The sequence below is a fragment of the Ornithinimicrobium faecis genome (genome assembly GCF_023923225.1).
GTDB lineage: Bacteria > Actinomycetota > Actinomycetes > Actinomycetales > Dermatophilaceae > Ornithinicoccus > Ornithinicoccus faecis.
In genome coordinates, this window is record NZ_CP099489.1 from 2,389,800 (window position 1) to 2,415,764 (window position 25,965).

Below are 25,965 nucleotides of genomic sequence, written 5' to 3' on the forward strand. Positions count from 1 at the left end.
TGAGCCTAGGTCTCGCGGGCCACCGCCCCCGCGGGGTGGTCGCCCATCCGGTCCACCACCTGCTGCACGAGGTGACCGTATTCGTGGATGGCCGCCTCGTTGTCGGTGGTGGCCGGGTCGAGCAGATCCATGGTCCGGGTGCCGGCCGCCAGCCCCAACATCAGGCAGGCGAGGTGATCGCTCTGCCGGTGGATGTGGGCGCGGACCTCCGGATCGGCGCCCGGAGCGTCGGCGGACGCGACGAACCGGCTCAGGAAGCGCTCCCGGAACTCCTGGCGGGCGGCCACCGGGTCCGGGGCGTCGGCCAGCAGGTAGAGGGCCCGCAGCCACGGCTCGGCGCCCGCCTGCGCGCGACGGGTCAGCACGCGGCGCACCAGCAGCTCACCAATGCCCTCGAGCGGCACGTCGCCGGACAGCGGCTCCGGCTCGAGCGGAGTGGCCAGGGAGTGCAGCTGCTGCTTGCTGCCGCCCACCTTCATCACCATGGCGGGTGAGACGCCTGCTGCGGCCGCGATCTCCCGGATCGTGACGGCGGCATAGCCACGCTCGCCGAACAGGCGGCGCGCTGCCTGCAGGACCTCGGCGCGGGTGTCGCGGCCGGAGTCACCGCCGCTCGCGGTCACCGGACAGGCGTCGTCTCTGTGGGCCGCGGGCGGGTGCGCGGGATCCCGGTGACGATGTCGAGGTCGAGGGTGCTCGAGGTGGACCCGATCTGGACTGCGCGGGAGCGGGTGCGGCCTGTGGCGTGGTCCACGACCGTGAGGACGTAACGGCCCGGTGGGGGCAGGCCGATCTCGTAGCCACCGTCGGCATCAGCGTGCTTGGTCGCGACATACTCCCCGGAGTGCCGGATGAGCGAGAGCATGACGTCGCCGAGCGGCTCGCCGTCGTCGGTGATGTGGCCGGTGAGCAACAGCCGGCGATTCATCCGGATCTGGTCGAGGTCGGCGTCCCCGAGGTCCTCGAGACCAGACATCGGTCCCCAGCCATCGGCACTGACCACGACCAGATAACGACCGGACTGCGGCAGCGCCAGGGTGTAACGGCCCATGTTGTCGGTGCGGCCCCAGTCGACATGGCGACCGTCTGGTTGCAGCACTGTGACGACCGCCTGTCGGATGGGCCGGTCGGACTCATCGGTGATGACGCCGCCGACGACCACCTCGTTCTCGGCCTCCGGCTGTTTGAGCTCATGCCGCTCGGCGGCGTGGACCTGCCCCGGCACCTCTGCCTCGGCGGCCACCCGCTGGGGTCGGACGATGAAGGCGGCAATCAGGGCCCCGAGCAGTGCGGCAGCCGCACCGATCCAGAAGATCAGTTGGTAGGCCTCGAAGCGGGGCACCGTGGGCATGTCGTCCATGGCCATCGCGGCGAACAGGGCCGCGACCAGTGCGCTGGCGCTCGAGGTGCCGAGCGCACGCAGCAACGTGTTCAGACCGTTGGCCGACGCCGTCTCGGTGATCGGCACCGAGCGCATGATCAGGGTCGGCATCGCGGCAAAGGCCAGGGCGGTGCCCAGCGAGCTGATGCCGGCGGCGATCATCACCTCCAGCACCGAGCTGTGCAGGAAGGCGCGCAGCACGAAGCCCACCGCGATGGTGATCGCGCCCGCCATGAGCATGGCTCGCGGGCCGTAGATGCGGATCAACCAGGCCGCCACGGGCGACATCGCCACCATCAGGATGCCCTGGGGCAGCAGGACCAGACCCGTCTCGATGACCGACAGGCCGAAGCCGTAGCCGGTCTCCGGGGGCATCTGCACCTGCTGGGCGCTGGTGAGGAAGTTGGCGAACATCGCCAGCCCGATCAGGATCGAGGCGGCGTTGGTCAGCAGCACCGTGCGCCGCATCGAGGTGCGGATGTCCACCAGGGGCTGGCCCTGGCGCAGCTCCCACGGCACCCAGGCCGCCAGGATCAGGGCGGCGAGAATGACCAGGGAGATGGTGAGCCGGTCGAACCATCCCCAGGAGCCAGCCTTGGACACGGCGAGCAGGAAACTGGTCAGCGCGGCCGACAACAGGAGGGCACCGACGTAGTCGAAGCGACCCCGGGTCCGCACGGTCGACTCGGGGACGACCACCAGCACGAGGACAAACATCAGCACCGCAAACCCACCAGAGACCAGGAAGAGCATCTGCCAGTCGAAGTTCTGATAGATCACCCCGGCCACCGGCATCCCGACGGCGCCACCGATGCCCAGCGTCGCGCTCATCAGGGCGACGCCGGAGCCGACCTTCTCGCTCGGCAGGTGGTCTCGCATGATGCTGATGCCCACCGGCACCAGTGCCGTGCCGATGCCGGTCAGACCGCGCGCGATGATCACCGGCACGAGGGTCTCGCTCACGGCCCCCAGCGCGGACCCGACGATGACCGATCCGAGACAGACCAGCAGCATCAGGCGCTTGCCAAACATGTCAGCCAGGCGCGAAACGATGGGCGTGCCGACCGCCCCGGTGAGCAGCGTGATGGTGATCAGCCAGGACGCGTTGTCCGTGGTGGTGTCGAGGATCTCCGGGAAGTCCGGCAGCAGGGGGAGCACGAGCGTCTGCTGCAACGACACCAGGGTGCCGCACAGGCCGAGCACCGTGATGATCAGACCCGTCGCGACCCCCTTGGCGACCTCGGGCGTGGCGTCGGGGCGGGTGGTGGGAGTGGTGGGGGTGGATCTGGGCACGCTGCTCCTGCAAAAGGGCTGACCTGGACGGCGGAGGGAGTCGGCGGTGAACACTTGTTCACCGCAGCGGAGTCTAGCGTGCCGCGGTGACGGTCGGACCGGGTGCGCTGTGACACCCTGAGCCGGTGCCCTATGTCCTGGACCTGCTCGTGGTCACCGTCTTCGTCCTGATCGGCCGCGTCACCCACGAGGAGGGACTCGCCTCGCTGGGCTCACTGCACGCGCTGTGGCCCTTCCTCCTTGCGCTCGTGGCCGGCTGGGTGGCGACGCGATCCCTGCACCTTCGCCTCACCGGACCGCGGGCCGGCGCCCTGCTGTGGTTGATCACTCTCTTCCTCGGCATGGGCCTGCGTGCCCTCTCCGGGCAGGGCACCGCCCTGCCCTTCCTGATCGTGGCGACCCTCGTCCTGGGTGCCGGGCTCCTGGGGTGGCGCCTGATCGGCATACTGCTGGGCCGTGACACCTCCAATCCTGCGGCGGCACACCGGACCAGGCCATAGGCTGACCAGCCATGGACACGGCACTGGCCGTCGGGATCGGGCTGCTCATCATCGCGGCCGGGGCCGCGCTGCTCACCTGGTTCGTCCGCTCGCGCCTCGTGCTGGGCACGACCGAGGACCAGGCAACCTATCGGGTGCTGCACATGAGCAGCCTGGCCACCCCCGCCCTGCGCGCCGGGCTTGAGGCGGGCGCCGAGCGCGCCGCACGCCATCTGCGTGACCTGCTCAGCGTCCCGGCCCTGGCCCTCAGCGACGGCACCTCCCTGCTGGCCTGGGACGGGACCGGCTCGGACGCCCATGCCCAGCACGCCGTGAATCACGCTCAGGGGACGATCCGGGACGGGTCGACCAGTGTCCTCGGCACCTCGACGGTGACCTGCGCCGACCCGGAGTGCCCCGTGCGCCATGCCGTCACGGCCGCCCTGACCACCGAGGACCACGTGGTCGGGGTGCTGACGGCCTACACCGGCAGCCGGCCGTCGGCGCGGCTGGTCCGCGCTGTCGAGGAGGTGGCGCGCTTCGTGTCGGGGCAGCTGGAGCTCGCCGAGCTCGACCGCTCCCGCGCCAAGCTGGCCGAGGCCGAGATCCGGGCGCTGCGCGCGCAGATCTCACCGCACTTCATCTACAACAGCCTGGGCGCCATCGCGTCCTACGTGCGCACCGACCCTGAGCACGCCCGGGAGTTGTTGCTGGAGTTTGCCGACTTCACGCGCTATTCCTTCCGCCGGCACGGTGAGTTCACGACGCTGGCCGAGGAGCTGCGCTCCATCGAGCGCTATCTGACGCTGGAGCAGGCCCGGTTCGGTGGCCGCCTGGAGGTGACCTTGCGGGTCTCCCCCGAGGTGCTGCCGGTCGCCGTGCCGTTCCTGTGCCTGCAACCGCTGGTGGAAAACGCCGTCCGCCACGGGCTGGAGGGGCGCCAGGGCACCGGGCGGATCACGATCGTCGCCGAGGACGCCGGCAACGAGGCAAGCATCAGCATCGAGGACGACGGGGTCGGCATGGAGCCGGAGCGGGTCCTTCAGAACCTGGTCGGCGAGGGCGGTGACCACGTCGGGCTCGGCAACGTCGACGAGCGCCTGCGCAGCGTCTTCGGTGACGAGCACGGTCTCGTCGTGGAGACCGCCCCCGGTGCCGGGACCCGGGTCAGCCTGCGCGTGCCGAAGTATGCCCCCGGCGTCCACGCCACCTGAGGCCGGTTGCTGATCCGGCGATCCGACGAGATCTTGACGGGCCGACTACTCTGCCGGGTATGCCGAGCGTCCTCGCTGTCGATGACGAACCGCCAGCCCTGCGCGAGATCGCGCACCTGCTGTCGGCCGACGACCGTGTCGACCGGGTGCTCACGGCCACCGAGGGGGCCAGCGCCCTGCGGCTGTTGGAGCAGGAGGACATTGACATCGTCTTCCTCGACATCCGCATGCCGGGCCTGTCCGGGCTGGACCTGGCCCGCGTCCTGGCGCGGTTCCGACAGCCGCCAGCGGTGGTCTTCGTGACCGCCTACGAGACCCACGCCGTGGACGCCTTCGACGTGCAGGCCGTCGACTACGTGATGAAGCCCTATCGGCCAGCCCGTCTCACCGCTGCTCTGGGCCGCGCCCTGGAGCACATCGAGGGGGCCACCGCGACGGCTCCCGACGAGCCGGACGAGTCGATCCCGGTCGAGCTCGGCGGGGTCACCCGTTTTGTGCGCCGCAGCGAGATCCGCTTTGTCACGGCCCAGGGCGACTACGCCCGCCTGCACACGGCGGACGGCAGCCACCTGCTGCGCATGCCGCTGGCGACCCTTGAGGAGCGGTGGGCCGAGGCCGGGTTCGTCCGGATCCACCGCAGCCACCTGGTGTCGCTGCAGCACGTCGAGGAGATCCGGGTGGACGGCGGCCGTTACACCGTGATCGTCGGTGGGCAGGGTCTGGCCGTCAGCCGTCGGCACACTCGCGAGCTGCGCGATCTGCTGGTCAAGCGGGCGAGCCGATGAGAACAACCGCCCAGGAGAGGGCCAGCCGATGAGTGAGCGGGTCGAGGTCACCCACCCGAGCCGGCGGCGCCCACGGGTGCGCCCGACCTCGCTCACCCACGAGATCGATGAGCAGACCGAGCTCGGCGGGGTCTATATCTCCTCGCTGATCCGCTCCCAGTTGCGCCTGGGCCTGGCGGTCCTGACCGTCGCGCTCGGGGTCCTGGCCGCCCTCCCCCTGGTCTTTCGGATCTTCCCCGACGTCGCGGCCATCAGCGTCTTCGGGATCACCCTGCCCTGGCTCATCCTCGGGTTCGTGGTCTATCCGGCGCTGCTCGGTGCCGCCTGGTTCTATGCCAGCAACGCCGAGCGCATCGAGCGTGACTTTGTGGACATCCTCGACCAGCGATGAGTCCGACCATCGGGCTGATCGCCATCCTGGTCACGTCGGTGGCCACGATCCTGGTCGGCATCGTGGGCATCCGTGCGGCCCGCACCACCAGCGACTTCTATGTCGCGTCCCGCACCGTGACGCCGTGGTGGAACGCCTCGGCCATCGGCGGCGAATATCTCTCGGCGGCCTCCTTCCTCGGGGTGGCCGGCCTGGTCCTGGCCTACGGCGCCGACATGCTGTGGTTCCCGGTCGGCTACACAGCGGGATACCTGGTGCTGCTCGTCCTGGTGGCCGCTCCCCTGCGCCGGTCCGGGGCCTACACGCTGCCGGACTTTGCCGAGGCCCGTCTGGAGTCCCTCACCGCCCGCCGTACGGCCAGCGTCCTGGTCGTCACGATCGGGTGGCTCTATCTGCTCCCCCAGTTCCAGGCCGCCGGGCTCACGGTCCGCACCGTGACGGGGGCACCCCAGTGGGTCGGCCCGGTCCTGGTCGCGGCGGTCGTCCTGGTGGGCGTGCTCTCCGGCGGTATGCGGAGCATCACCTTCGTGCAGGCGTTCCAGTACTGGTTGAAGTTGACTGCGCTGGCGGTCCCGGCGATCTTCATCGTCCTGGTCTGGCAGTCCCAGGGCACCCCGACGATCAACCAGGAGGGGCCGCCGATCTTTGTCGCCGACACCGCCGTGGAGATCGCCACCGGAGTGTCGGTCGAGGTCCAGGAGCCCCTTGAGGTCCGTGCGGACGGGCGGGTGAACGGGACCCAGGTCGACGGCACCCTGACGCTCGAGCCGGGCAGCCACGAGTTGTCCAGGGGCACCGAGATCACCTTCCCAGCAGGGGCCCGGATCCCGCACGCCGACTCGCTCACCCCCCTGGCCGGTGAGGACTGGCTGCTCCCGCTGCGCTCGGCCAGTGAGCACCCGCTGTACTCGACCTACTCGCTGATCCTTGCGCTCTTCTTCGGCACGATGGGCCTGCCGCACGTGCTGGTGCGCTTCTATACCAACCCCGACGGTCGGGCCGCGCGCCGCACGACGGTCGCCGTCCTCGGGTTGCTGGGCATCTTCTATCTCCTGCCGACGATCTACGGGGCCCTGGGACGGATCTACACCCCGGAGCTCCTGCTGACGGGACGCACCGACGCGGTGGTCCTGCTGCTGCCGGGCCAACTCATCGACGGTGCCCCTGGCGACGCGCTGTCTGCCCTGGTCACCGCGGGTGCCTTCGCGGCCTTCCTGTCCACCTCGTCGGGCCTGACCATCTCGGTGGCGGGGGTGCTCTCCCAGGACCTCATCGGCAGGCGGGTGCGCAACCCGGTGCGGGCCTTCCGGCTCAGCGCTGCCCTGGCCCTGACCGTCCCCATCACCCTGGCGCTGTTCAGTCCGTCGCTGGGGATCGCCGATGTGGTCGGGCTGGCCTTCGCTGTGGCGGCCTCGAGCTTCTGCCCGCTGCTGCTGCTCGGCATCTGGTGGCCCCGGCTCACCGACGCCGGCGCCATCGCTGGTCTCGTCACCGGTGGCGGGTTGTCCACGCTCGCGGTCCTCGGCACGATCCTGTGGTCACCCCAGGAGGGCTGGTGGGGACCGCTCCTGGCCCAGCCCGCGGCCTGGACGATGCCGCTGGCCTTCCTGATGATGGTGGGCGTCTCCCTGGCCACCCCGCGCCGCATCGCCAGCGGGGTCACCCGCACGATGATCCGTCTGCACACACCGGAGAGCGTCGATCTCAACCGTGGTGACTGGGACCCCGAGGACCGGTGGAAGGCCCGCAAACCCTGACCGTTCATCCCGCGTGGCGGACCGTTCGTCGCACCCGGCGTTGCCGGACAGCGACCCCTGCCGCCGCTGGTCGAGCCACGGCGACCAGATCCTGCCGACGGCACCTGCACCTCCCTAGCGTGTCTCACGTCACAACGCCGTGAACCGACTGTGGAGGAGAACTGTCATGCCCCACCCCACCGCCCCATGCAGGAGGTGTCGTCATGGATGCTGAGCAGCGCACCAGTTACTGGAAGCGCAATCTGCGCCTGATGGCCATCCTGCTCGTGTTCTGGGCCCTGGTCTCCTACGGAGCCGGGATCCTGTTCGTCGAGCCACTCAACAACTTCTCGATCATCGGGGTCCCCCTGGGCTTCTGGTTCGCCCAGCAGGGCTCGATCCTCACCTTCCTCATCCTGATCGCCATCTATGTCTGGCGGATGGACAAGCTGGACAAGGAGTTCGGGATCACCGAGTACGAGGAGGAGGTCCACCACTCATGAGCACCGTGCAGGTCTGGACCCTGATCTTCGTCGCGATCACCTTCTCTATCTACATCTACATCGCCTACGCCAGCCGGGTCAGCACCACCTCCGGCTTCTATGTCGCAGGCGGTGGCATCCCTGCCCCGGCCAACGGCGCCGCCATCGCTGCGGACTGGATGAGCGCCGCGTCGTTCATCTCGATGGCCGGCATCATCGCCTTCTCTGGCAACGGCTACTCCGGCTCGGTCTATCTGATGGGCTGGACCGGCGGTTATGTGTTGCTGGCCATGCTGTTGGCGCCCTATCTGCGCAAGTTCGGCAAATACACGGTCCCCGACTTCGTCGGTGACCGCTATTCCGAGACGGCCCGCCTGATCGCGGTCGTCTGCGCGATCGTGGTCTCCTTCGTCTATGTCGCCGGGCAGATGTCCGGTGTCGGCGTGGTCTTCCAGCGCTTCCTGGGCGTCGACACCACGGTCGGCGTCATCATCGGCATGGTGATCGTCTTCCTGTATGCCGTGCTCGGCGGCATGAAGGGCATCACCTGGACGCAGGTCGCGCAGTACTCCGTGCTGATCGTGGCCTATCTGATCCCGGCCTTTGCCATCTCCCAGAAGCTCACCGGCATCCCCGTCCCGCAGATCGGCTTCGGTCAGATCATGGAGGAGCTCAACGGGCTGCAGGCTGACCTCGGGTTGGCCGAGTACACCGGTGCCTTCACCCAGATGAACATGCTGAACATGTTCCTGATCACCGCGGCTCTGATGTTCGGCACCGCCGGCCTGCCGCACGTGATCGTGCGTTTCTACACCGCCAAGAGCGTGCGCGCAGCCCGGTTCTCCGCGCTGTGGGCACTGTTCTTCATCTCGCTGCTCTATCTGACGGCCCCGGCCATCGGGGCGTTCAGCAAGTACAACGTGCTCAACGACATCCCGGGCACGGCGATCGGCTCGGAGCCCGAGTGGTTCAAGTCGTGGCAGGACGTCGGCCTGATCACGGTCAACGACCTCAACGGCAACGGCCTGATCGACGTCCAGGGTGGCTTGGGCGATGCCTTTGAGCTCGCCATCAACAACGACATCGTGGTGTTGGCCACGCCGGAAATCGCCGGCCTGCCGGCCCCGATCATCGGTCTGGTCGCCGCTGGCGGTCTGGCGGCGGCGCTGTCCACCGCCTCCGGTCTGCTGCTGGTCATCTCCTCCTCGGTCGCCAACGACGTCTACTACAAGAGGATCAACCCGCAGGCCACCGAGGCCCGTCAGCTGATGGTCGGTCGCATCGCCATGGGCGCCGCGATCGTCGTGGCTGGCTACCTCGGCATCAACCCCCCTGGGTTCGTGGCGCAAGTGGTGGCACTGGCCTTCGGACTCGGCGCGGCAAGCTTCTTCCCGATCCTCGTGCTGGGGATCTTCTGGAAGAAGTGCACCGCCGCCGGAGCCGCAGCCGGCATGGTGGCCGGTCTGGGCACCACGCTGGCCTATCAGATCTGGACGATCGACATCTATGGCGGCAGCGACGGCCTCTTCGGCATCAACGAGGTCGCCTTCGGTGCCATCGGCATGGTGATCAACTTCATCGTGACCATCATCGTGTCGCAGTTCACCACCAAGCCGACCGAGGCCATGCAGCAACTGGTCGAGGACATCCGCTACCCGGGTCGCAGCGAGCTCGTCGCGGCCCACGCGGCGGGTTCGCTCGACGACGAGTTGCTGCACGATGACCACGGCGACCATGGTGACCACGGCGGCCGCAAGGACGAGTCGTGACCGCCGTGGCTGAGCGCAAGGTCGCCGGACCTGGCCAGCGTCAGCCGGTGCGCGGACGCAAGCTGCCCGGGCAGAAGCGCCTCCTTGCCGCCAGCGCGATGATGCTGCTCGGGGCCTTCCTGCCCTGGCTCTACACCCCGCTGGGCAACTTCACCGGCATGAATGGCCCGGGCCTGTGGACCGCGACCGTGGCGATGCTCGCCCTGGCCGGTGCCCTGGTGCCGCTGCGCATGCTGGCGATCGCCCAGGCGGTGATTGCCGCGGGTGTCTCGATGGTCATCCCGGTGTGGCAGTTCTGGCACATGTTCAGCCAGGTCGGCATGGCCGGCTGGATGCCCGGCCCCGGGCTGCTGCTCACCTTCGTGGGCGGTCTCCTGTGCGCCATCGCCGCCTGGCAGCTGTGGAATGTGGAGGTCGTGAAGGCCTGACCCACACCCCGTCGAGACCGGCGAACCCCCTGCACGTGGTGTGCAGGGGGTTCGTTGGGCTCAGAGGTACTGACCGGTGTTGCCGCGCTCCAGGGTGCGGCCCGGGGTGGTGCCGTCCTTGCCGGAGATGAGCGTGCGAATGTAGACGATCCGCTCGCCCTTCTTGCCCGAGATCCGCGCCCAGTCGTCGGGGTTGGTCGTGTTGGGCAGGTCCTCGTTCTCCTTGAACTCGTCAACGCACGCCTGCAGCAGGTGGTCGACCCGCAGCCCGTGGGACCCGGAGACCAGGAGGTCCTTGATGGCCATCTTCTTGCCGCGGTCAACAATGTTGTGGATCATCGCGCCCGAGTTGAAGTCCTTGAAATAGAGGATCTCCTTGTCACCGCCGGCATAGGTGACCTCAAGGAACTGGTTCTCGTCGATCTGCGCATACATCCGCTCGACGGTGGCCGCGATCATCGCCTGCACGGTGGCCTCCCGGTCCCCGCCGTGCTCGGCCAGGTCATCCGGGTGCAGCGGGATGCCGGAGGTGAGGTATTTGCTGAAGATGTCCATGGCGCCCTCGGCGTCCGGCCGCTCGATCTTGATCTTCACATCGAGGCGGCCCGGCCGCAGGATCGCGGGGTCGATCATGTCCTCCCGGTTGGAGGCTCCGATGACGATGACGTTGTCCAGGCGCTCGACACCGTCGATCTCGGCCAACAGCTGCGGGACGATCGTGGTCTCCACGTCGCTGGACACGCCGGAGCCTCGAGTGCGAAAGAGCGATTCCATCTCGTCGAAGAAGACCACCACGGGCGTGCCCTCGCTGGACTTCTCCCGGGCGCGCTGGAAGATCGTGCGGATGTGCCGCTCGGTCTCGCCGACATACTTGTTGAGCAGCTCGGGGCCCTTGATGTTCAGGAAATAGCTGCTGACATCGTCGCGGCCGGTGCGCACCGCAGACTGCCGGGCGAGGCTGGCGGCGACCGCCTTGGCGATCAGCGTCTTGCCACAGCCGGGCGGGCCATAGAGCAGGACGCCCTTGGGCGGACGCAGCTCGTGCTCCTCATAGAGCTCGGTGTGCAGGAAGGGCAGTTCGACGGAGTCCTTGATCATCTCGATCTGCTTGGTGAGGCCGCCGATGTCCTCGTAGGAGATGTCGGGCACCTCCTCGAGCACCAGATCACTGACCTCGGACATGGCGATCCGCTCATAGACAAAGCCGGAACGGCTGTCCATCAGCAGCCCGTCACCCACCCGGTAGGGCGGCTCCAGGGAGCCGGCCACACGGCATACGCGCTCCTCGTCGCCGCGCACCAGGACGAGGACGCGGCCGTCCTCGAGGATCTCCTTGATCATGACGACCTCGCCGGTGCGCTCGAACTCGGCGACCCCGACGATGGTCTGGGCGTCGTTGAGCAGGACCTCACGGCCCGGCTGGAGCGCCTCGCTCGGCACGTCCGAGATGGCCCGCACGCGGATCTTGCGCCCGGCGAACGAGATCTCGACGTTGCCATCCTCGTGCCGCTGCAGGACGGTGGCATAGCTCAGCGGCGGCTCGCCCATCGAGTCCAGGTCCTCCCGGAGCCGGACGATCTGAGCGCGCGCCTGACGCAGGGTGTCACTCAGCTTGTCGTTCTGACCCGTGACGCTGCCCAGGCGCGTCTCCAGGTGCAGGATGCGCTGCTCGAGCAGGCGGACGCGGGCATGGCCGGCGACGGCGGGACGGTCCTGGGGCTCTTCGGACACTTCGACTCCTCCGCGGTGGTGTCATTCCACCCTAGACGTCGTGGCCCCGATCGTCGTCCTCCTGCGCGGCCGCGTCCTCCTGTGCGGCGACGACTTTGTCGACGTCCTGGGTCAGGCCGCGGATCGTCCGGCGCACGCGCTTGTCGGACGTGACCCGCTCACCGACGTCCTCGGGGGTCCACTCCTCCTGCGGCGGGGTGTAGTCCTCCCCGTAGGCCCCGTGGTTCGGGCGGGTGCGCCGCACCGGTGCCGTGGTGTCGGGCGCGAGCCGGCGAGTGGTGAGCAGGAAGCCGGTGTGCCCGTGCATCCGGTGCTCCGGGCGGACCGAGAGCCCCTCCAGGTGCCAGCCGCGCACCATGGACTCCCAGGCCTGCGGCTCGGTCCAGCCGCCGTCCGTGCGGGCGGCCTCCGCCACGCGCGAGAGTTGGGTGGCGGTGGCGACATAACAGATCAGGACGCCGCCGGGGGCCAGCGCGTCCCCCACGACCTCCAGGCAGTCCCAGGGGGCCAGCATGTCGAGCACGACCCGGTCGATGCTGCCCGGTTCGACGGTCTGTGGCAGGGCCTCCACCAGGTCGCCGACGGTGACGGTCCACGCCGGGTGGTCGTCCCCGAAAAAGATGCGGGCGTTGCCCCGGGCGATCTCGGCGAAGTCCTCGCGGCGCTCGAAGCTGAACAGCTGACCCCCATCACCGACGGCTCGCAGCAGGGAGAGGCTGAGCGCGCCGGACCCGACCCCCGCCTCGACGACGCGGGCGCCGGGGAAGATGTCGGCCATCGTCACGATCTGCCCGGCGTCCTTGGGATAGACCACCTGCGCACCGCGCGGCATGGACAGCACATAGTCCGGGAGCAGTGGCCGCAGGGCGAGATACTCCGCCCCCGAGCTGTGCGCGACGACCGAGCCATCCGGCATACCGATCAGGTCGTCGTGCTTGATGTGGCCGCGGTGGGTGTGGAACTGTTTCCCGGCCTCGAGCGCGATGGTGTGCAGGCGACCGCGCGCGTCGGTGAGTTGCACGCGGTCCCCCACTCGGAACGGGCCGCGGCGCAGGGCAGCGCCGGTGGGGTCCAGCTCGGTGGGCTGAGAGGCAGGCTGGGGGTCAGTCACAGCCGATGAGTCTAGGTGCCACTGCCGTATGCCGTGGCCTCCGTGGTCCTGATCACAGGTCGGAGGCGCGCACGACCCCGTGGACGTGCCCATCACTGTCTTGCACCGCGACCAGTGGCAGGTGGTCGGTCTGGATCGCGATGACCACGTCCGTCATGTCGTCCTCGGGCGCGGCCGGCACCACCCAGCCCGCAGGCAGGTGCTGGAGCACAGTGCTCACCGGGGTGGTCGACCACGCCTCGCGGGGCACCGAGTTGAGCGCGGCGGGGTCCAGCACCCCGACGGGCCGGCCGTCTGAGTCGGTGCCCATCACCAACTGTCCCGCTGGCGGCGGGAGCTGGGTGAGAGTGCTGTCGGCCGGCACCGTCATGACCGGCGTGAGGTAGTCCCGGACCCGCACAGACTCCAGCCGTCGCCGGGCGTGGCCCACCTTGATCGCGTCGCTGGCCCCGAACCAGAGGAAGCCGCCGAGGACCACCAGCCACAGGACGTTGGTCATCTGGAGCTCCTGGCCCGCGAGCCAGGGGCGCCCCAGCAACCACCAGGCGACGGCGACCACCACGAGACGGCCGCTCCAGCCGGCCACGATCATGCCCAGGGCTCGGCTGCCGGTGATCTTCCAGACGAGCGAGTCCACCAGGAAGCCACCGTCCAGGGGCAGCCCTGGCAGCAGGTTGAAGGCCGCCACGAAGGCGTTGGCCCAGGTGAACCCCGCCGCGAGCAGGAAGGCGATGGTCTGTGTCTCTGTCTCGATCTGTTGCAGCCACAGCCACCCGAGGCCGGCCAGACCGGCGTTGGCCAGGGGGCCGGCGATGGCGACGAGGGCACTGCGCCCGGCGGTGCTGTCGCGACTGTCGTATGCCGTGTGGCCGCCCCAGAAGTCGGCCACCACCCGGCTGACGACATAACCACAGGCCTGACCCACCAGTGCGTGCGCGGCCTCGTGCACCAGGACGGAGACCAGCAGCAGGAGCGCGAAGGCGCCGGCCACCAGATAGGCCCAGGCACCCAGGTCGGGCAGGACGTTTTGCACGACCGGCCCGAAGAGCACGACGATGACGCCGGCAACCAGGAACCAGCTGCGGCCGATGTAAACAGGGGCGCCAGCGAGTCGGCCGATGCGCCACCCGGGCGCCTTGGTCGAGGGCGCTGTCATGCGGCAACACTATCCGCGGGAAGCTCGAGCCTGTGGATGCGGTCGGGGCAGCGTCAGTGGTCTTGCCTAGGGTGCAGGTCATGACGCCAGCACTGTCGCCCAGCCGGGCCTCCGACTTCATGCAGTGCCCGTTGCTGTATCGCTTCCGCGTCGTGGACCGGCTGCCGGAGCCCCCCAGTGCTGCGGCTGCCCGCGGGACCCTGGTCCACGCGGCCCTGGAGCGCGTCTTCGACCTGCCTGCTCCGGAACGCACCGCGGAGGCCACGATCGCGCTGCTGCCCGGCGAGTGGGCTCGGTTGGTGCAGGAGGAGCCCGAGCTGGCCTCCCTGCTGAGCGGTGCCGAGCCAGCAGAGGTCGATGCAACGGCCGTCGACAATCTGCCGGACGAGACCGCGTGGTTTGCCGAGGCGGCCGGTTTTGTACGGACCTGGTTCACCCTGGAGGATCCGACCCGGCTTGAGCCCGCCGAGCGTGAGCTCTATGTCGAGGCCGAGGTCGACGGCCTGGTCATGCGCGGCTATGTCGATCGCCTCGACGTGGCCCCTGATGGGCGACTGCGGGTGGTCGACTACAAGACCGGCCGGTCCCCCTCAGAGCTGTGGGAGGGCAAGGCGCTCTTCCAGATGAAGTTCTATGCCCTGGTGCTCTGGCGCACCCGCGGTGTCATCCCGACGCTGCTCCAGCTGGTCTATCTGCGGGACGGGCAGATCCTGCGCTATGCCCCTGACGAGCACGAGCTGGTCGCGACCGAGCGCAAGATCAAGGCGCTGTGGCGGGCCATCGAGACGGCCGCCGACACCGGTGACTGGCGCCCGCGACGCAGCAAGCTGTGCTCGTGGTGCCACCACAAACCGATCTGCCCGGCGTGGGGTGGCACACCACCACCGCTGCCGGTGGATGCCGAGACGCGCGCCCTGGATCCGCGAGCCACGGGCCGGGCAGAGCCGGCCGATGACGCGGACGAATGACAGTGCAGAGGTCGGACGCTGAGACTCAGTGATGGCCCCGCAGGGGCTGGGTGAGCGTCATCAGATCCCCGAGCCGCTTTCCCTCCAGGCCCGGGACGGTGACCATCCCAGGCACCTCGGGGACCGGCACGACGTGAGGCACGGCGATGGTGGGGACTCCGGCCGCGGTCGCCGAGCGGACGCCCGTCGGCGAGTCCTCCACCGCGATGCAGTCAGCCGGCGTGACGCCGAGCCGCTCGGCCGCGAGCAGGTAGGCATCCGGCGAGGGCTTGCCGTGCACCACCTGGTCGCCGGTCACCACGGCCGCGAAGGTCCCCGCCGGCACGCTCTCGAGCAACACCTCAGCTAGCGGTGCCCAGGACATGGTGACCAGAGCGCACGGGACACCGAGCCCGGCACAGTCTTCGAGGAGCTCGCGCGCTCCGGGGCGCCACGGCATACGCTCTCGGGTCCGTGCGACCACCCCGGCGAGGAGGATCTCCACCACCTCGTGCGGCGTGCCGGTGACGGGCGTGCGGGCCAGGATGATCTCCGCCGACCGGAGCAGGCTGTTGCCCACCAACTCGACCGCGTCCTCATGGGTCCAGGTGCCCCCGGCCTCCGCGATCAGATCAGTCTCGACCGCCATCCAGTAGGGCTCGGTGTCGATCAGCGTGCCGTCCATGTCCCACAGCACCGCCGCGGGCAGGGTCAACTGGTCACGTGTCACACGAAGGATGCTAACGACCTGCGCTCGCGGGAGGCACGCTCGGGGCCACCTGCAGACCCGAGAGGGCCACGTGCGCGGCTTTCGGGTCGAAGACTCGTAGGCTGGCGACGACCTGTTGAACCGGAGGCTGATCATGATTGATGTGCGGAACGTGCCGGAGTTGAACGATCCCATCGTCATCGCGGCCTTTGAGGGCTGGAATGACGCCGGGGAGAGCGCGACGAGGGCTGTCGAGCACCTGGTGCGGGTCTGGGACGCCAAGGTCATGGCCGTGATGGACCCCGAGGACTACTACGACTTCCAGGTCAACCGGCCGCGGGTCAGCCTGGTCAACGGCACCCGACAGCTGACCTGGCCGACCACACGGGTGCTGGTGGCACGCGACACACCGCTGGGCCGGGACGTGATCCTGGTGCTCGGCATCGAGCCATCCATCCGCTGGCGCAGCTATGTCTCGGAGATCATGTCGCTCGCGGTGGACCGTGGGGCGACCCTCCTGGTGACCCTCGGCGCACTGCTGGCCGACGTGCCGCACAGCCGACCGATCCCGGTCTCGGTCACCTCCGAGGATTCTGACCTGCGCGAGCTGCACGACGTGGAACGCAGCACCTATGAGGGTCCGAGCGGCATCGTGGGAGTGCTCATGGACCAGGCCAGCCAGTCCGACATGCCTGGCCTGTCGGTGTGGGCCGCGGTGCCGCACTATGCCGGCGGCCCGCCCTCACCCAAGGCGACGCTGGCCCTGATCGGGCGCCTCGAGGAGCTGCTGGGCTGTGTGATCGACGAGGGCGAGCTGACCGAGGAGTCACGTGCCTGGGAGCGCGGCGTCGATGAGCTCGCTGCCTCCGACGAAGAGGTCGCGGAGTATGTCGAGTCGCTCGAGGAGGCGCAGGACACCGCGGAGCTGCCCGAGGCCAGTGGCGACGCCATCGCGCGCGAGTTTGAGAAGTATCTGCGACGTCGGGGCGGTCACGAGGCCGGGTGACCGGTCAGCCGACACCATCGATGAGCCGGGTGACGGTCAGTCGACACCATCGATCAGTCCGCGCAGGCGGGCGCCGAGCACGTCCCAGTTCCAGCGGGTCTGCACCCACTCACGACCGGCCGCGCCCATCCGAGCGGCAAGCTCGCGGTCACCGAGGATCGTCACCACAGCCTCGGCCAGCTCCTCGATCTGCCGGCCGTTGACCACCAGTCCCGTCTCTCCCTGCACCACGGTCTCCGGTGCCCCACCGGAGGTGCCGGCGATCACCGGGACTCCCGCCGCAGCGGCCTCGAGATAGACCACGCCCAGTCCCTCCACATCGAGGCCGCCCCCGCGCGTGCGACACGGCATGGCGAACAGGTCCGGCATGGCATAGTGCGCTGCGATCTCGTCCGAGGCGACTCGACCGGTGAACAGGACGTCATCATCGACGCCGTGCTTGGCCGTCAGGGCACGCAGTCTCTTCTCATAGCGTCCCTCCCCCGCGATCACGAGGATGGCCCCCGGGACCTGGGCCCGGATGGCGGGGAGGGCACGGATCAGGCTGTCGGCCCCCTTGCGAGGGACCAGGCGGGACAGACACAGGATGACCGGCCGGTCCCCGAGGCCATAGCGCTCGCGCAGGGCCGCGCGGGCGGCCGGGTCGGGCCGGAAGACGTCACTCTCGACGCCCGAGGGAAGGTTGGCTGTTGCTCCAGCCCTGTTGAAGGCCCCCGCCAGGCGCCGGTTGGTGTATTCGCTGACGTAGGTGATCACGTCAGCGCCGCTCGCGATCCGCGCCAGCAGTTGCCGCGTCCCGGGCGACATCCACCACCCGACCTCATGACCGTGCGTGGAGGCGATCACTCGTTGGGCTCCGGCCTGCCGCAGTTTCGGAGCCATCAGTCCCAGGGGCGCTGCCGCCCCGAACCAGACGGTCTCGATCCCGCGGGTGCGCACGATGTCTGCCGCCTGGCGGACCACGTCCGGTGTGGGCGTCATCATCGTGTGCCTGGAGCGCAGCACCTCGTAGGGCTGCTCTGCGTCGAACGCCGCGGTGTCGGCCTGGTGATAGCTCGAGGTGAAGACCGTGAGGTCCTCAGCGGGCAGGGTCGCCGCAAAGTTGTGCAGATAGCTCTGGATGCCACCGTGGCGCGGCGGGAAGTCGTTGGTGACCAGCAGGGTGCGACGCACGGGATCAGAGGCTGACGCCCAGCAGGGCATCGATGGCAGCGACGATCGTGGCCCGGTCTCCGCCGGCACCGCCGCGAGCCCACTCATCGACCGATCGCAGCGCGGCTGGGGCATTCAGGTCGTCAGCAAGGGCGGCGCGGATCTCCGCCACCACGGGCACTGGCTCGCTCTCCCGTTCTTCGCCGTGCTGGTCGGGAGTGGCCTGGTCCCCGGCCACCGCAGCACGCCAGGCGGCCAACCGTTCCACCGCCGACCGCAGGATCTCGTCGGTCCAGTCCCACGGCTCGCGGTAGTGCTGGCCCAGCAGCGCCAGCCGGATGGCCATCGGGTCGACGCCGTCGCGCCGCAGCGCCGAGACGAGGACGAGGTTGCCCTTGGACTTGCTCATCTTCTCGCCGTCCAGCCCCACCATGGCCTGGTGCACATACGTGCCCGCAAACGGCTGCCCGGTCAGCGCCCGCGCCTGGACCGCGCTCATCTCGTGGTGCGGGAAGATCAGGTCCGTCCCGCCGCCCTGGATCGCGAAGCTCTCGCCCAGGTAGCGCAGGGCGATCGTGGTGCACTCGATGTGCCAGCCGGGCCGTCCATCGCCCAGATCCGCTCCGTCCCAGTGCGGTTCACCCTTGCGGTGGGCGCGCCAGAGCAACGGGTCGAAGGCGTCACGCTTGCCCTCCCGCTGGGGGTCTCCCCCACGCTCGGCAAAGACTTCGGTCATCTGGTCCCGGCTCCAGCCGGACACGCTGCCGAAGCTGGGCTGGGTGGCGAGGTCGAGATAGACGTCCTGCCCCACGTCCCCTGCGCCGGTGGTCTCGATGGGCAGGCTGTATGCCGTGCCAGTCGCCAACAGTTGTTGCACGGCCGTCACGTCATCCGGGATGCCCTCGACAGCCCCGACGTAGTGCTGCGGAGCGAGGACGCGCAGTGCCTCCATGTCCTCGCGGAACAGATCAATCTGCCCTGCTGCGAGGTCCTGCCAGTCGAGTCCGTCCCGCTCGGCACGCTCGAGCAGCGGCTCGTCCACGTCCGTCACGTTCTGGACATAGGTGACGTCCAGGCCGGCGTCCTGCCAGACCCGCACCACGAGGTCAAACGTGACGTAGGTGGCTGCGTGCCCCATGTGCGTCGCGTCGTAGGGGGTGATGCCACAGACATAGAGGCCGGCCTTGCCGCCCTCGGGGTGCACCACCTGGGGCACGCCCGTCGCGGAGTCCTGGACCCGGAGCGGGCCCCCGTGTCCGGGGATGTCTGGCACGGCGGCACTGTTCCACGTCTTCACGCCTCGGAGCCTAATGCGTCACGGTGACGCAACGGCATCGGAGGGTCGCCTCACCACAGGGGTTACCGCGCCACAGCTCTCCCCACGCGTTGCCTCACCACAAGGGCCAGGGCAACGCGTAGCGCTCCGTGGGCAACGCCGGAAAGATTGCCTCCGTCAGGAGTTCATCCACACGATCGCTGAGCGCCTGGAACTCCCACGGACTGATCAGCGCAGAGATCGCCGTCCCTGCCGAGTCCGCGGTCGTGGGTGGTGCGTGACCGTCGGCGGGGGCTGCGGTTCCCGCGCCGTCGGCGTGAGCTCTGCTCAGGGAGTCCCTGAGAGTCTGCAGACGCTCGACGTCGTCGGCAGGCAACGGCTGGCCGGCCCAGCCCCACAGGACCGTGCGCAACTTGTCCTCGGCGTGCAGGGTGAGGCCGTGGTCGAAGCCCCACAGGTGTCCCTCCGCGTCCCGCACCAGGTGAGCGCCCTTGCGGTCGGCATTGTTGAGCACCACGTCGAGGACAGCCAGCGACGCCAGGTCCGGGGCGTCCTGGTGCGCGACAGCGACGGGCTGGCCCTCAGCACCTTCGCCGTGCACGACCGCGAGCCAACCTGAGGGGACGGCACCGGCAGGGAAGATCTCCAGCAGCCCGTCACCGGGGCCGCGTCCGGTCGGCTCCCAGTCGATCCACCGCTGCACGGACCCTGGCCCGAGGGGCCCCTCGCTCATGATGGTGCGCGGGATCAGCCCCCATCCACCGGCCTCACTGACCAGAAAGGCCGCAACCTCCCGGCGCCCAAGGGTGCCCTCCGGGAAGTCGCGCAACGGGGCCTCGCCACGGATGGGTTTATAGAGTCCGCGCCGGCCGGTGGGTTGCCCGTCCGCGGTTGTGTAGAGCACTCTCGCGGTCAGGTTGGAGGCATCCGTGAGCACGCCCTCCACCTCGAACTGTCCAGCGGGCTCGAGGTCTTCAGTGCCTGCACGTCCTGGTTCGCTGGTCAACGCCGATAACCGTTGGCCCGAGGGCAGATGTGGCCGCTCGGGTCGAGTGGTTGCCCACAGAATGGACAGTTGGGTCGTCCCCCCTCGACGGACGTCTTGCACCGCTCGGCAAAGGCACGAGCCATCGGGGGTGTGAGCACGACCCGGATGCTCTCCAGGAGGGCGACCTCGGTCTCGTCGAGTGTCTCCTCGTCCATGTCCTCGGGGTCGGCCGTCTCGTGGGCCTCGACCACCACCCTGCGACGGGAGGGCTCCCAGGCCAGGCTGAGGCTCTGGACGCGGAAGTCGTCCTCAATGGGGGTGTCCAGCGGGGCGTTGTCTGTCATCCCGACTGCGGCCTCGGGTGCTCCATCGAGGCCTGCCACCTGATCGAGCAGGTCAGCCAGGCGTTCGCCGAGGACCTTCACCTGCTCCTTCTCCAGGGAGACCGTCATGCGTTGCCCGGCCCCAGACACCTGGAGGAAGAAGGTCCGCTGTCCCGGTGGCCCGACGGATGCGGCGATGAACCGCTCCGGCGGGTCGAACTCGTGCTGAGGCATGTCGTCGACCTTAATCGGTGCCGGCGCCACCGCCGACAGCCGCGTCGTCGCTCGACTCACCGTTGTCATCCGTGCTGGGCTGGTTCAACGACTCTGACAACCCGCGCAGATCCACCGGATCAGACCCCGTGTCGTTGACCCGCAGCACAAACGGTTGGTTCTTGGCCTGGCGCACGATGCTCACCGACGCTGGATCGATCATGATGCGCTGGAAGCGGTCCAACGGGCTGCCGAGCGCATGGGCCACGAGCGACTTGATGACATCACCGTGGCTCACTGCGACCCACACTGCCCCAGGTCCGTGCTCGGCCTCGATCTGGGCATCCCACTGGGTGATCGCGCGCACGACGCGGTCCTGCATGCCCTGCATCGACTCTGCCCGAAAGTCGTCGTGTGGCGGGAAGGTGACCGTGCTCGGTTGCTCCTGGATGTCTCGCCACAAGGCCTCCCGGGACAGTTCCTTGAGCTTGCGCCCGGTCCACGCCCCGTAGTGGCACTCCCCGATCTCCTCGTCCGACTGAACTGCGAGGGGCTCAGCGGCGGGCACGGCGGCTGGCCCGGCGACTGGCTCGGCGGCGGGCCCGCCACCGCTCCCTGGTTGGAGCGACTGGCTCTCCTGGGCTCCGATGATGGCGGCAGCTGTCTGCTGACAGCGCTCCAGGGGGCTGCTCACAACAGCGGCAAGCGGCGTGGCCTTCAGTCGCTCGCCCAGTCGAGCAACTTGTTCAACTCCCTTGTCATCCAAGGTGATTCCCGGAGTCCAGCCGGCCAGGATGCCTTGCGCATTGGCTGTAGTGCGCCCGTGTCGCACCAGGATAAGGATCGCCATCAGTCGAGGATGCCGGCCTGCTCGGCCGCCTGGACCGCAGTCTCGAGTGTCGAGAGCCGCTCCCCCAGAGACTGGCCGTAGGGGGAGATGGTGACTGTCGACATACCGGCCTCTGCATAGCGGGTGAGCCGCTCGGCGATGCGGTCCTTGGGACCAAGCAGGCTGGTGTCATCGATGAACTGCTCAGGCACCGCGGCGGCGGCATCGCGATACTGACCGCCCAGATAGAGGTCCTGCACGTTGCCGGCTGCTTCCTCATAACCCATGCGGACCGCGAGGGCGTTGTAGAAGTTCTGCTTGCGTGAGCCCATACCCCCGACATAGAGCGCGGCGTAGGGGCGCACGCGGTCAGCCGCTGCCGACACGTCATCGTCGACGCTGAGCGGCACGGTGGCATCGAAGGTGAACTCTCGGTCAGGATTGGCGGACTTGGCCAGACCCGTGCGGATCGAGGCCAGCTGCTCCCCCGTGAACTCCGGGCTCAGGAAGATGCCTAGCCACCCGTCGGCGATCTCACCGGCGAGTTCGAGGTTCTTCGGGCCCACCGCAGCCAGATAGATGGGCACCGGCTGCTCGGATGGTGCTGCTGTGCTCCGCAACGGCTTGCCGGCACCGTCTGGGAGCGGCAACTCGAAGTGATTCCCGTGATACTCGACCTTCTGACGGTCCAGCGCCAGGCGGACGATGTCGACATACTCGCGGGTGCGCTCAAGGGGCTTGGCAAAAGGCACGCCGTGCCAGCCTTCAGACACCTGGGGACCACTGACACCCAGGCCCAGGTTGAACCGACCCCCGGACAGGGCTCGGAGACCGGCTGCCGTCATGGCTGTCATGGCTGGGGTCCGCCCAGGGATCTGCAGGACGCCAGCACCGAGGCGGATGCGTGACGTGCGTGCTCCAATCCAGGACAGCACCGTGACGGCGTCAACGCCATAGGCCTCTGCAGCCCAGACCACGTGGACGCCAAGTTCCTCCGCACGCTGCACGAGGGCCAGGTTGTCTTCGTCCTGACCGGTCCCCCACCAGCCAGCGCTCAGTCCAAGCTTCACGCCCTAGGCCCGCCCGTCGTCGCTGTTGTCATCGTCGCTGTGGTCATCGTCGTCAAGATCGTCATCGTCTTCTTCGTCATCGTCCTCATCATCGTCGTCGCCGTCATCATCGTCGTCATCAACGTCGTACTCCTCGTCATCCAACCCGAGATAGCCACCCGCCCCGCCAGATGGGTCATCGAGGTCATCGCCCTCATCGGGGTCATCGCCGTCATCGAGGACCGCAGCATCGTCGATGTCGTCATCCTCATCGGAATAGACGTCAAGGGGGGTGACCTCGCCAAAGGCGTCGAGGAGGGCGTCGTCATAGGCGACAAAGGCATCGGCGACCTTGTTGTAGGCCGTGACGACTGCCGGGTCGTTCTCCCCACGACGGACAGCCGACAATTCCAGGTGAGTCTCTAGTGCAGCGATGAAGGTGGACAGCGCGGCCCGCGGGTCAGACGTCATGGCCTGACGTTAGCGAACTTCGCTGCCTGCCGCGCCGGGAGTGCCCCCAGAACGACGCAACCGCTGACAACGGAACCGGCTCGCCGACGATGGGGTTGATTTCTCGAGCGCACGTGCGCAGTATCTGTCTCGATGGCCGAATACGAGTATCAGATGCTGACCTTCGGGCGGGATGAGTCGCGGGCTGCTGTGCGCCAATCCCTGGCAGACCACGCGGAGTATGGACACTGGGAGCTGTGGCGGGTCAGCCTCTTCATGGGTGGTGTCCGCAAGGCGATCCTGCGGCGACGGATCATCCGCGTCCAGCGCACCGCGTAAGTTCCCGGTGCCGGATTAGAAGGGTGGCGGTTCGTCGGGGTCGCGGGTCCAGGGGGTGGTGGGCCCGTCGTCGGGCTGTTCGTGCTCACCAGCGGTCGGCTTGCCGTGCTTCTGGTCAGCGTCCCCGGTGTCCTTCTCGCTGTCGGGGACTTGGTCGTCGGTGTCGTGGTGGCGTTGTGCCTCGGCACGCATGGTCTCGGGGTTCGGGTGGTAGGACCGTTTCCCGTTCTCAGGAGTGTGAGTCAACGTCACGGAGTCCCAGCCGGTGAAGACTTCGCTCCAGTCGTCGTCATCCTCAGCTTCGAGGGTGGCTCCGGACGGCCGGTAGGACAGGGCCTGGTACACCGCGGCATCCACAGCTGCAGCAGGGTCGGTGCCGGAGGCGATCGCGTCCTCAACTTGGTCCGTGGCCGCGGTCAACAACTTGGTGTACTGGCGGTAGTCATGAGCTTTGGTGGTGTAGATCCGCCCGAGCAGGGTGGTCCAGGTGACGTCTCTGTTGGCGTGGATCACCGCGTCCCAGAGTTTCTTGGTCTTCAGGTCGTGGTCGGGGGCGTCCAGTGGTTGACCGTTGGCGATGCAGGTGTGCCCGCCGGGGGTGCCGTGTTCCTGGACGTGATCAATCTGGGCCATCGACGCGGGTTTGAGACAACCGGGCATGCGGCAAAAAACATCAGCGGCGATGATGTGGGCCCGCATGCCCGGATCGAATGGGTACGCGCTGATGGAGCGTTCGACCAGGACCCCGGTCGCGGGGTCGGTCAGCAGTCGGTACATCGTCGAGCCAGGAGTTAACGCGAGGGTGCGGACCTCGTCTGGGGTCAGGAAGACACTGTGTTTGCCGATGACCTCGCCGACGCCGACCTCACCATCGGGCTCCGCTCGTGGTGGTGGGCAGTCTTGTCCTGCCTGGCCGGGCTCGGGACAGTCTTGTCCCCTCGAACCGCCACTGGGTGTTCGATCAGGATCAGCGACAGACTCGCCGGCCTCTGCGCCGCAGGTGCACTCGCAGGTGCAGGACCCGCCACCACCTGTGACCGACCGACCAGTGGCCGTGCTGGCCGCGGCGAACGCGGCGGGGATCGGGTTCCCGTCGGCATCCACGCCCGCGCCTGTCCCAGGGCCGAACCCAGTGGGGATCAGCCCGTTGGGGATGGTGCCGATCAGGGTGTTCAGCGGGACGATGACGTTGAGCTGCGCAGCCGGCAGGCCGTACAGGAGTTTGGTGAGTTGCTCGGACTGCCCGACGGTGACCAGGTCGGGGTCGTCCGGCAAGCTGTCGAGGTCTGCGGTGCCGTGCAGCAGCAGGGCGATCCCGGCCGCGGCACGGAGTTGGCACAGGGGGCGTGTGTCGCCGGCCTTGCGGGCAGCCCGGGCAGCCTTCTCGATGCGGTCAGCGACCGCGGCGCCTTGGGTGGCGGTGCAGCCGATCATGATCTGGGCGGTGCCGTTGTCCTCGATCAACACCCTCGTGTCGTTGGCGGCGAGGTTGTCTTCCCTGGTCTTCTTCGTCGACTCGGGGTCACGACCCTTGATCTTGTTCACTTCACGGTCCAGGGCCCGGTAGAACTCGCGGTGACGCCACGGCCCACCGAGGAACTCACCAGCAGAGTCGAGCCGCTCAGACACGGAAGCTTTCGGGTCGTTGCCGAACATCCCGTTGGCCACAGCAGCAGCGTCCTCGGTGGTGAAGGTGGAGCAGGCCCGCTGGTAGCGGCGCACCAGCCGCCACGTCGACTCACCCGTCACCAACGAATGGTTGACCGGGGCGGTGACCGCGGGCGGCAGGTTGGCGAAAGCAACGAGGTCGGAGATCTCACCCGGGCACCACCCCATCGCCGCGCCCATCTCGTTGCGGGTGACACGTTTGCCGTAGGCACGCCACTTCTTCCGTTGCGACGCGGTCAGCTCATCGGGGGACGTCGCGCCCTTATCGGCCAGCAGGATCTGGGCATCGACACCCGTCAGTTGCCGGGTCGCCGAGAGCAGGACCGCGTCCAGGTGGCCAGCGGTCGCGTTCAACGCCTCGATGCTGGACAACAGCGCCTGACCGCGAGCCACGAGAGCAGGGGCCTCAACCAGACCCTCCCCGTTGTCCTCGCCGTGGTCGTGGTGGGCCTGCTCGTCGCTGACCGTGGCACACGCTTGCGCCAACGCGGTCAACGAGTCGAGCATCGCGTCGTCGACGCCGAGACCCTCAGGCCCACCCGCAACTGTGCGGTCGCGGCCAGCTGGGCCCGTGCGGCACGCGACCGCGGGTCATCGGTGTCATCCGGTGAGCCGCCCTCTGGCGAGTAATGGCCCGGGGTGTTGGGGTCGAGGTCGAGGGGCCACCACATCTTGCCGTTGGCATCGCTGTGCGGGGAGTCGTCTTCGACCAGGATCGTCACCCGCGGGCGGTAACCATCGACGTCCATGTCCTCAAACAGCGACGGGTCCAACACGAACCACGGCTCCACCTCAGGAGAGAGCCGCACCCGCGGACGCCGCCCCAACTCACCAGCAAGAGCCTGGGCCGTCAACTCCTGCCCCAGGTAATCCTCAAGGTGCTCTTCCAACGACCTGGCCTGCATCACCAACAACACCCCCTCCCGCTCGCCTCGTCGCGTTCCCGGCCTGTCCAACTACCACCAGAATAGCACAAGTGTTCGACGGGCGCTAGAGGTATTTCCGGATCTGTGGACAGCTCAACCGGTCCGTCCGGTAGGGCTGGTGGCCATGCTCACCC

Annotated in this window: 26 protein-coding genes; 11 read left to right on the forward strand and 15 right to left on the reverse strand. The window is 68.4% G+C overall.

Annotation, left to right across the window (positions count from 1 at the left end):
• Positions 1-5 precede the first annotated feature (5 nt).
• Positions 6-623: a TetR/AcrR family transcriptional regulator gene (locus tag NF556_RS11110; RefSeq protein WP_252591005.1), complete on the reverse strand. Its 618-nt coding sequence runs from the start codon at positions 621-623 to the stop codon at positions 6-8.
• A complete protein-coding gene (locus NF556_RS11115; protein ID WP_252591006.1) occupies positions 620-2,674 on the reverse strand; it encodes an MFS transporter in 2,055 nt (684 codons plus the stop codon). Before NF556_RS11115 ends, NF556_RS11110 begins: the two co-directional genes overlap by 4 nt.
• A 125-nt stretch (positions 2,675-2,799) precedes the next feature.
• On the opposite strand from NF556_RS11115, the gene NF556_RS11120 reads away from it, so the two are divergent.
• From NF556_RS11120 to NF556_RS11155, 8 genes are all read left to right on the forward strand, one after another.
• Positions 2,800-3,174, forward strand: a complete 375-nt coding sequence (locus NF556_RS11120) for a DUF3054 domain-containing protein (protein WP_252591007.1) — start codon at positions 2,800-2,802, stop codon at positions 3,172-3,174.
• A gap of 11 nt (positions 3,175-3,185) precedes the next feature.
• A complete protein-coding gene (locus tag NF556_RS11125) occupies positions 3,186-4,367 on the forward strand; it encodes a sensor histidine kinase (protein WP_252591008.1) in 1,182 nt (393 codons plus the stop codon).
• 59 nt (positions 4,368-4,426) lie between these two features.
• Positions 4,427-5,152 carry a LytR/AlgR family response regulator transcription factor gene (locus tag NF556_RS11130; RefSeq protein ID WP_252591009.1) on the forward strand — a complete coding sequence of 242 codons (726 nt, stop codon included), beginning with the start codon at positions 4,427-4,429 and terminating at the stop codon, positions 5,150-5,152.
• A gap of 28 nt (positions 5,153-5,180) precedes the next feature.
• Positions 5,181-5,543 (forward strand): DUF485 domain-containing protein, encoded by a 363-nt coding sequence (locus NF556_RS11135; RefSeq protein WP_252591010.1) that lies wholly within the window; start codon positions 5,181-5,183, stop codon positions 5,541-5,543.
• Entirely contained in the window at positions 5,540-7,300 is a 1,761-nt protein-coding gene (locus tag NF556_RS11140) for a sodium/solute symporter (RefSeq protein WP_252591011.1), read from the forward strand. Before NF556_RS11135 ends, NF556_RS11140 begins: the two co-directional genes overlap by 4 nt.
• Positions 7,301-7,503: 203 nt before the next feature.
• Positions 7,504-7,782 carry a DUF4212 domain-containing protein gene (locus NF556_RS11145; protein ID WP_252591012.1) on the forward strand — a complete coding sequence of 93 codons (279 nt, stop codon included), beginning with the start codon at positions 7,504-7,506 and terminating at the stop codon, positions 7,780-7,782.
• Positions 7,779-9,530 carry a sodium:solute symporter family protein gene (locus tag NF556_RS11150; RefSeq protein ID WP_252591013.1) on the forward strand — a complete coding sequence of 584 codons (1,752 nt, stop codon included), beginning with the start codon at positions 7,779-7,781 and terminating at the stop codon, positions 9,528-9,530. Before NF556_RS11145 ends, NF556_RS11150 begins: the two co-directional genes overlap by 4 nt.
• Entirely contained in the window at positions 9,527-9,958 is a 432-nt protein-coding gene (locus NF556_RS11155) for a hypothetical protein (protein ID WP_252591014.1), read from the forward strand. Before NF556_RS11150 ends, NF556_RS11155 begins: the two co-directional genes overlap by 4 nt.
• Positions 9,959-10,018: 60 nt before the next feature.
• Here the strand turns inward: NF556_RS11155 and arc are convergent, their stop codons facing one another.
• The 3 genes from arc to NF556_RS11170 all read right to left on the reverse strand — a co-directional run bounded on the left by arc (position 10,019) and on the right by NF556_RS11170 (position 13,956).
• Positions 10,019-11,635, reverse strand: a complete 1,617-nt coding sequence (arc, locus tag NF556_RS11160) for a proteasome ATPase (protein ID WP_252595782.1) — start codon at positions 11,633-11,635, stop codon at positions 10,019-10,021.
• 85 nt (positions 11,636-11,720) lie between these two features.
• Positions 11,721-12,800 (reverse strand): tRNA (adenine-N1)-methyltransferase, encoded by a 1,080-nt coding sequence (locus NF556_RS11165; RefSeq protein WP_252591015.1) that lies wholly within the window; start codon positions 12,798-12,800, stop codon positions 11,721-11,723.
• Between the two features lie 52 nt (positions 12,801-12,852).
• Complete coding sequence (locus NF556_RS11170; RefSeq protein ID WP_252591016.1) at positions 12,853-13,956, reverse strand: site-2 protease family protein; 1,104 nt, start codon at positions 13,954-13,956, stop codon at positions 12,853-12,855.
• Between the two features lie 80 nt (positions 13,957-14,036).
• Here NF556_RS11170 and NF556_RS11175 point away from each other — a divergent pair, with 80 nt between their 5' ends.
• Positions 14,037-14,924 carry a RecB family exonuclease gene (locus NF556_RS11175; RefSeq protein ID WP_252591017.1) on the forward strand — a complete coding sequence of 296 codons (888 nt, stop codon included), beginning with the start codon at positions 14,037-14,039 and terminating at the stop codon, positions 14,922-14,924.
• A gap of 25 nt (positions 14,925-14,949) precedes the next feature.
• Here NF556_RS11175 and NF556_RS11180 read toward each other — a convergent pair whose 3' ends face one another.
• Complete coding sequence (locus NF556_RS11180) at positions 14,950-15,633, reverse strand: HAD family hydrolase (protein ID WP_252591018.1); 684 nt, start codon at positions 15,631-15,633, stop codon at positions 14,950-14,952.
• A 133-nt stretch (positions 15,634-15,766) separates the two neighbouring features.
• Here NF556_RS11180 and NF556_RS11185 point away from each other — a divergent pair, with 133 nt between their 5' ends.
• On the forward strand, positions 15,767-16,618 hold the full coding sequence (locus NF556_RS11185; RefSeq protein WP_252591019.1) for a PAC2 family protein: 852 nt from the start codon (positions 15,767-15,769) through the stop codon (positions 16,616-16,618).
• Positions 16,619-16,654: 36 nt separating this feature from the next.
• Here NF556_RS11185 and NF556_RS11190 read toward each other — a convergent pair whose 3' ends face one another.
• The 7 genes from NF556_RS11190 to NF556_RS11220 form a co-directional block, all read right to left on the reverse strand.
• Positions 16,655-17,791 (reverse strand): glycosyltransferase family 4 protein, encoded by a 1,137-nt coding sequence (locus tag NF556_RS11190; RefSeq protein WP_252591020.1) that lies wholly within the window; start codon positions 17,789-17,791, stop codon positions 16,655-16,657.
• 4 nt (positions 17,792-17,795) lie between these two features.
• On the reverse strand, positions 17,796-19,067 hold the full coding sequence (gene mshC, locus NF556_RS11195; RefSeq protein WP_252591021.1) for a cysteine--1-D-myo-inosityl 2-amino-2-deoxy-alpha-D-glucopyranoside ligase: 1,272 nt from the start codon (positions 19,065-19,067) through the stop codon (positions 17,796-17,798).
• 94 nt (positions 19,068-19,161) lie between these two features.
• Positions 19,162-20,154 (reverse strand): SCO1664 family protein, encoded by a 993-nt coding sequence (locus tag NF556_RS11200; protein WP_425607029.1) that lies wholly within the window; start codon positions 20,152-20,154, stop codon positions 19,162-19,164.
• A complete protein-coding gene (locus tag NF556_RS11205) occupies positions 20,049-20,591 on the reverse strand; it encodes a DUF3090 family protein (RefSeq protein WP_252591023.1) in 543 nt (180 codons plus the stop codon). Before NF556_RS11205 ends, NF556_RS11200 begins: the two co-directional genes overlap by 106 nt.
• 10 nt (positions 20,592-20,601) lie before the next feature.
• Positions 20,602-21,420 (reverse strand): histidine phosphatase family protein, encoded by an 819-nt coding sequence (locus tag NF556_RS11210; protein WP_252591024.1) that lies wholly within the window; start codon positions 21,418-21,420, stop codon positions 20,602-20,604.
• Complete coding sequence (locus NF556_RS11215) at positions 21,420-22,469, reverse strand: LLM class F420-dependent oxidoreductase (RefSeq protein WP_252591025.1); 1,050 nt, start codon at positions 22,467-22,469, stop codon at positions 21,420-21,422. Before NF556_RS11215 ends, NF556_RS11210 begins: the two co-directional genes overlap by 1 nt.
• A gap of 3 nt (positions 22,470-22,472) precedes the next feature.
• Positions 22,473-22,919 carry a hypothetical protein gene (locus NF556_RS11220; protein ID WP_252591026.1) on the reverse strand — a complete coding sequence of 149 codons (447 nt, stop codon included), beginning with the start codon at positions 22,917-22,919 and terminating at the stop codon, positions 22,473-22,475.
• Between the two features lie 132 nt (positions 22,920-23,051).
• Between NF556_RS11220 and NF556_RS11225 the strand changes: the two genes are divergently transcribed.
• Positions 23,052-23,237: a DUF5703 family protein gene (locus tag NF556_RS11225; protein ID WP_252591027.1), complete on the forward strand. Its 186-nt coding sequence runs from the start codon at positions 23,052-23,054 to the stop codon at positions 23,235-23,237.
• A 15-nt stretch (positions 23,238-23,252) separates the two neighbouring features.
• On the opposite strand, the gene NF556_RS11230 is transcribed toward NF556_RS11225, so the two are convergent.
• On the reverse strand, positions 23,253-25,412 hold the full coding sequence (locus NF556_RS11230; protein ID WP_252591028.1) for an HNH endonuclease signature motif containing protein: 2,160 nt from the start codon (positions 25,410-25,412) through the stop codon (positions 23,253-23,255).
• Positions 25,397-25,813, reverse strand: coding sequence for a hypothetical protein (locus NF556_RS11235; RefSeq protein WP_252591029.1), 417 nt, complete (start codon positions 25,811-25,813; stop codon positions 25,397-25,399). Before NF556_RS11235 ends, NF556_RS11230 begins: the two co-directional genes overlap by 16 nt.
• Between the last annotated feature and the right edge of the window lie 152 nt (positions 25,814-25,965).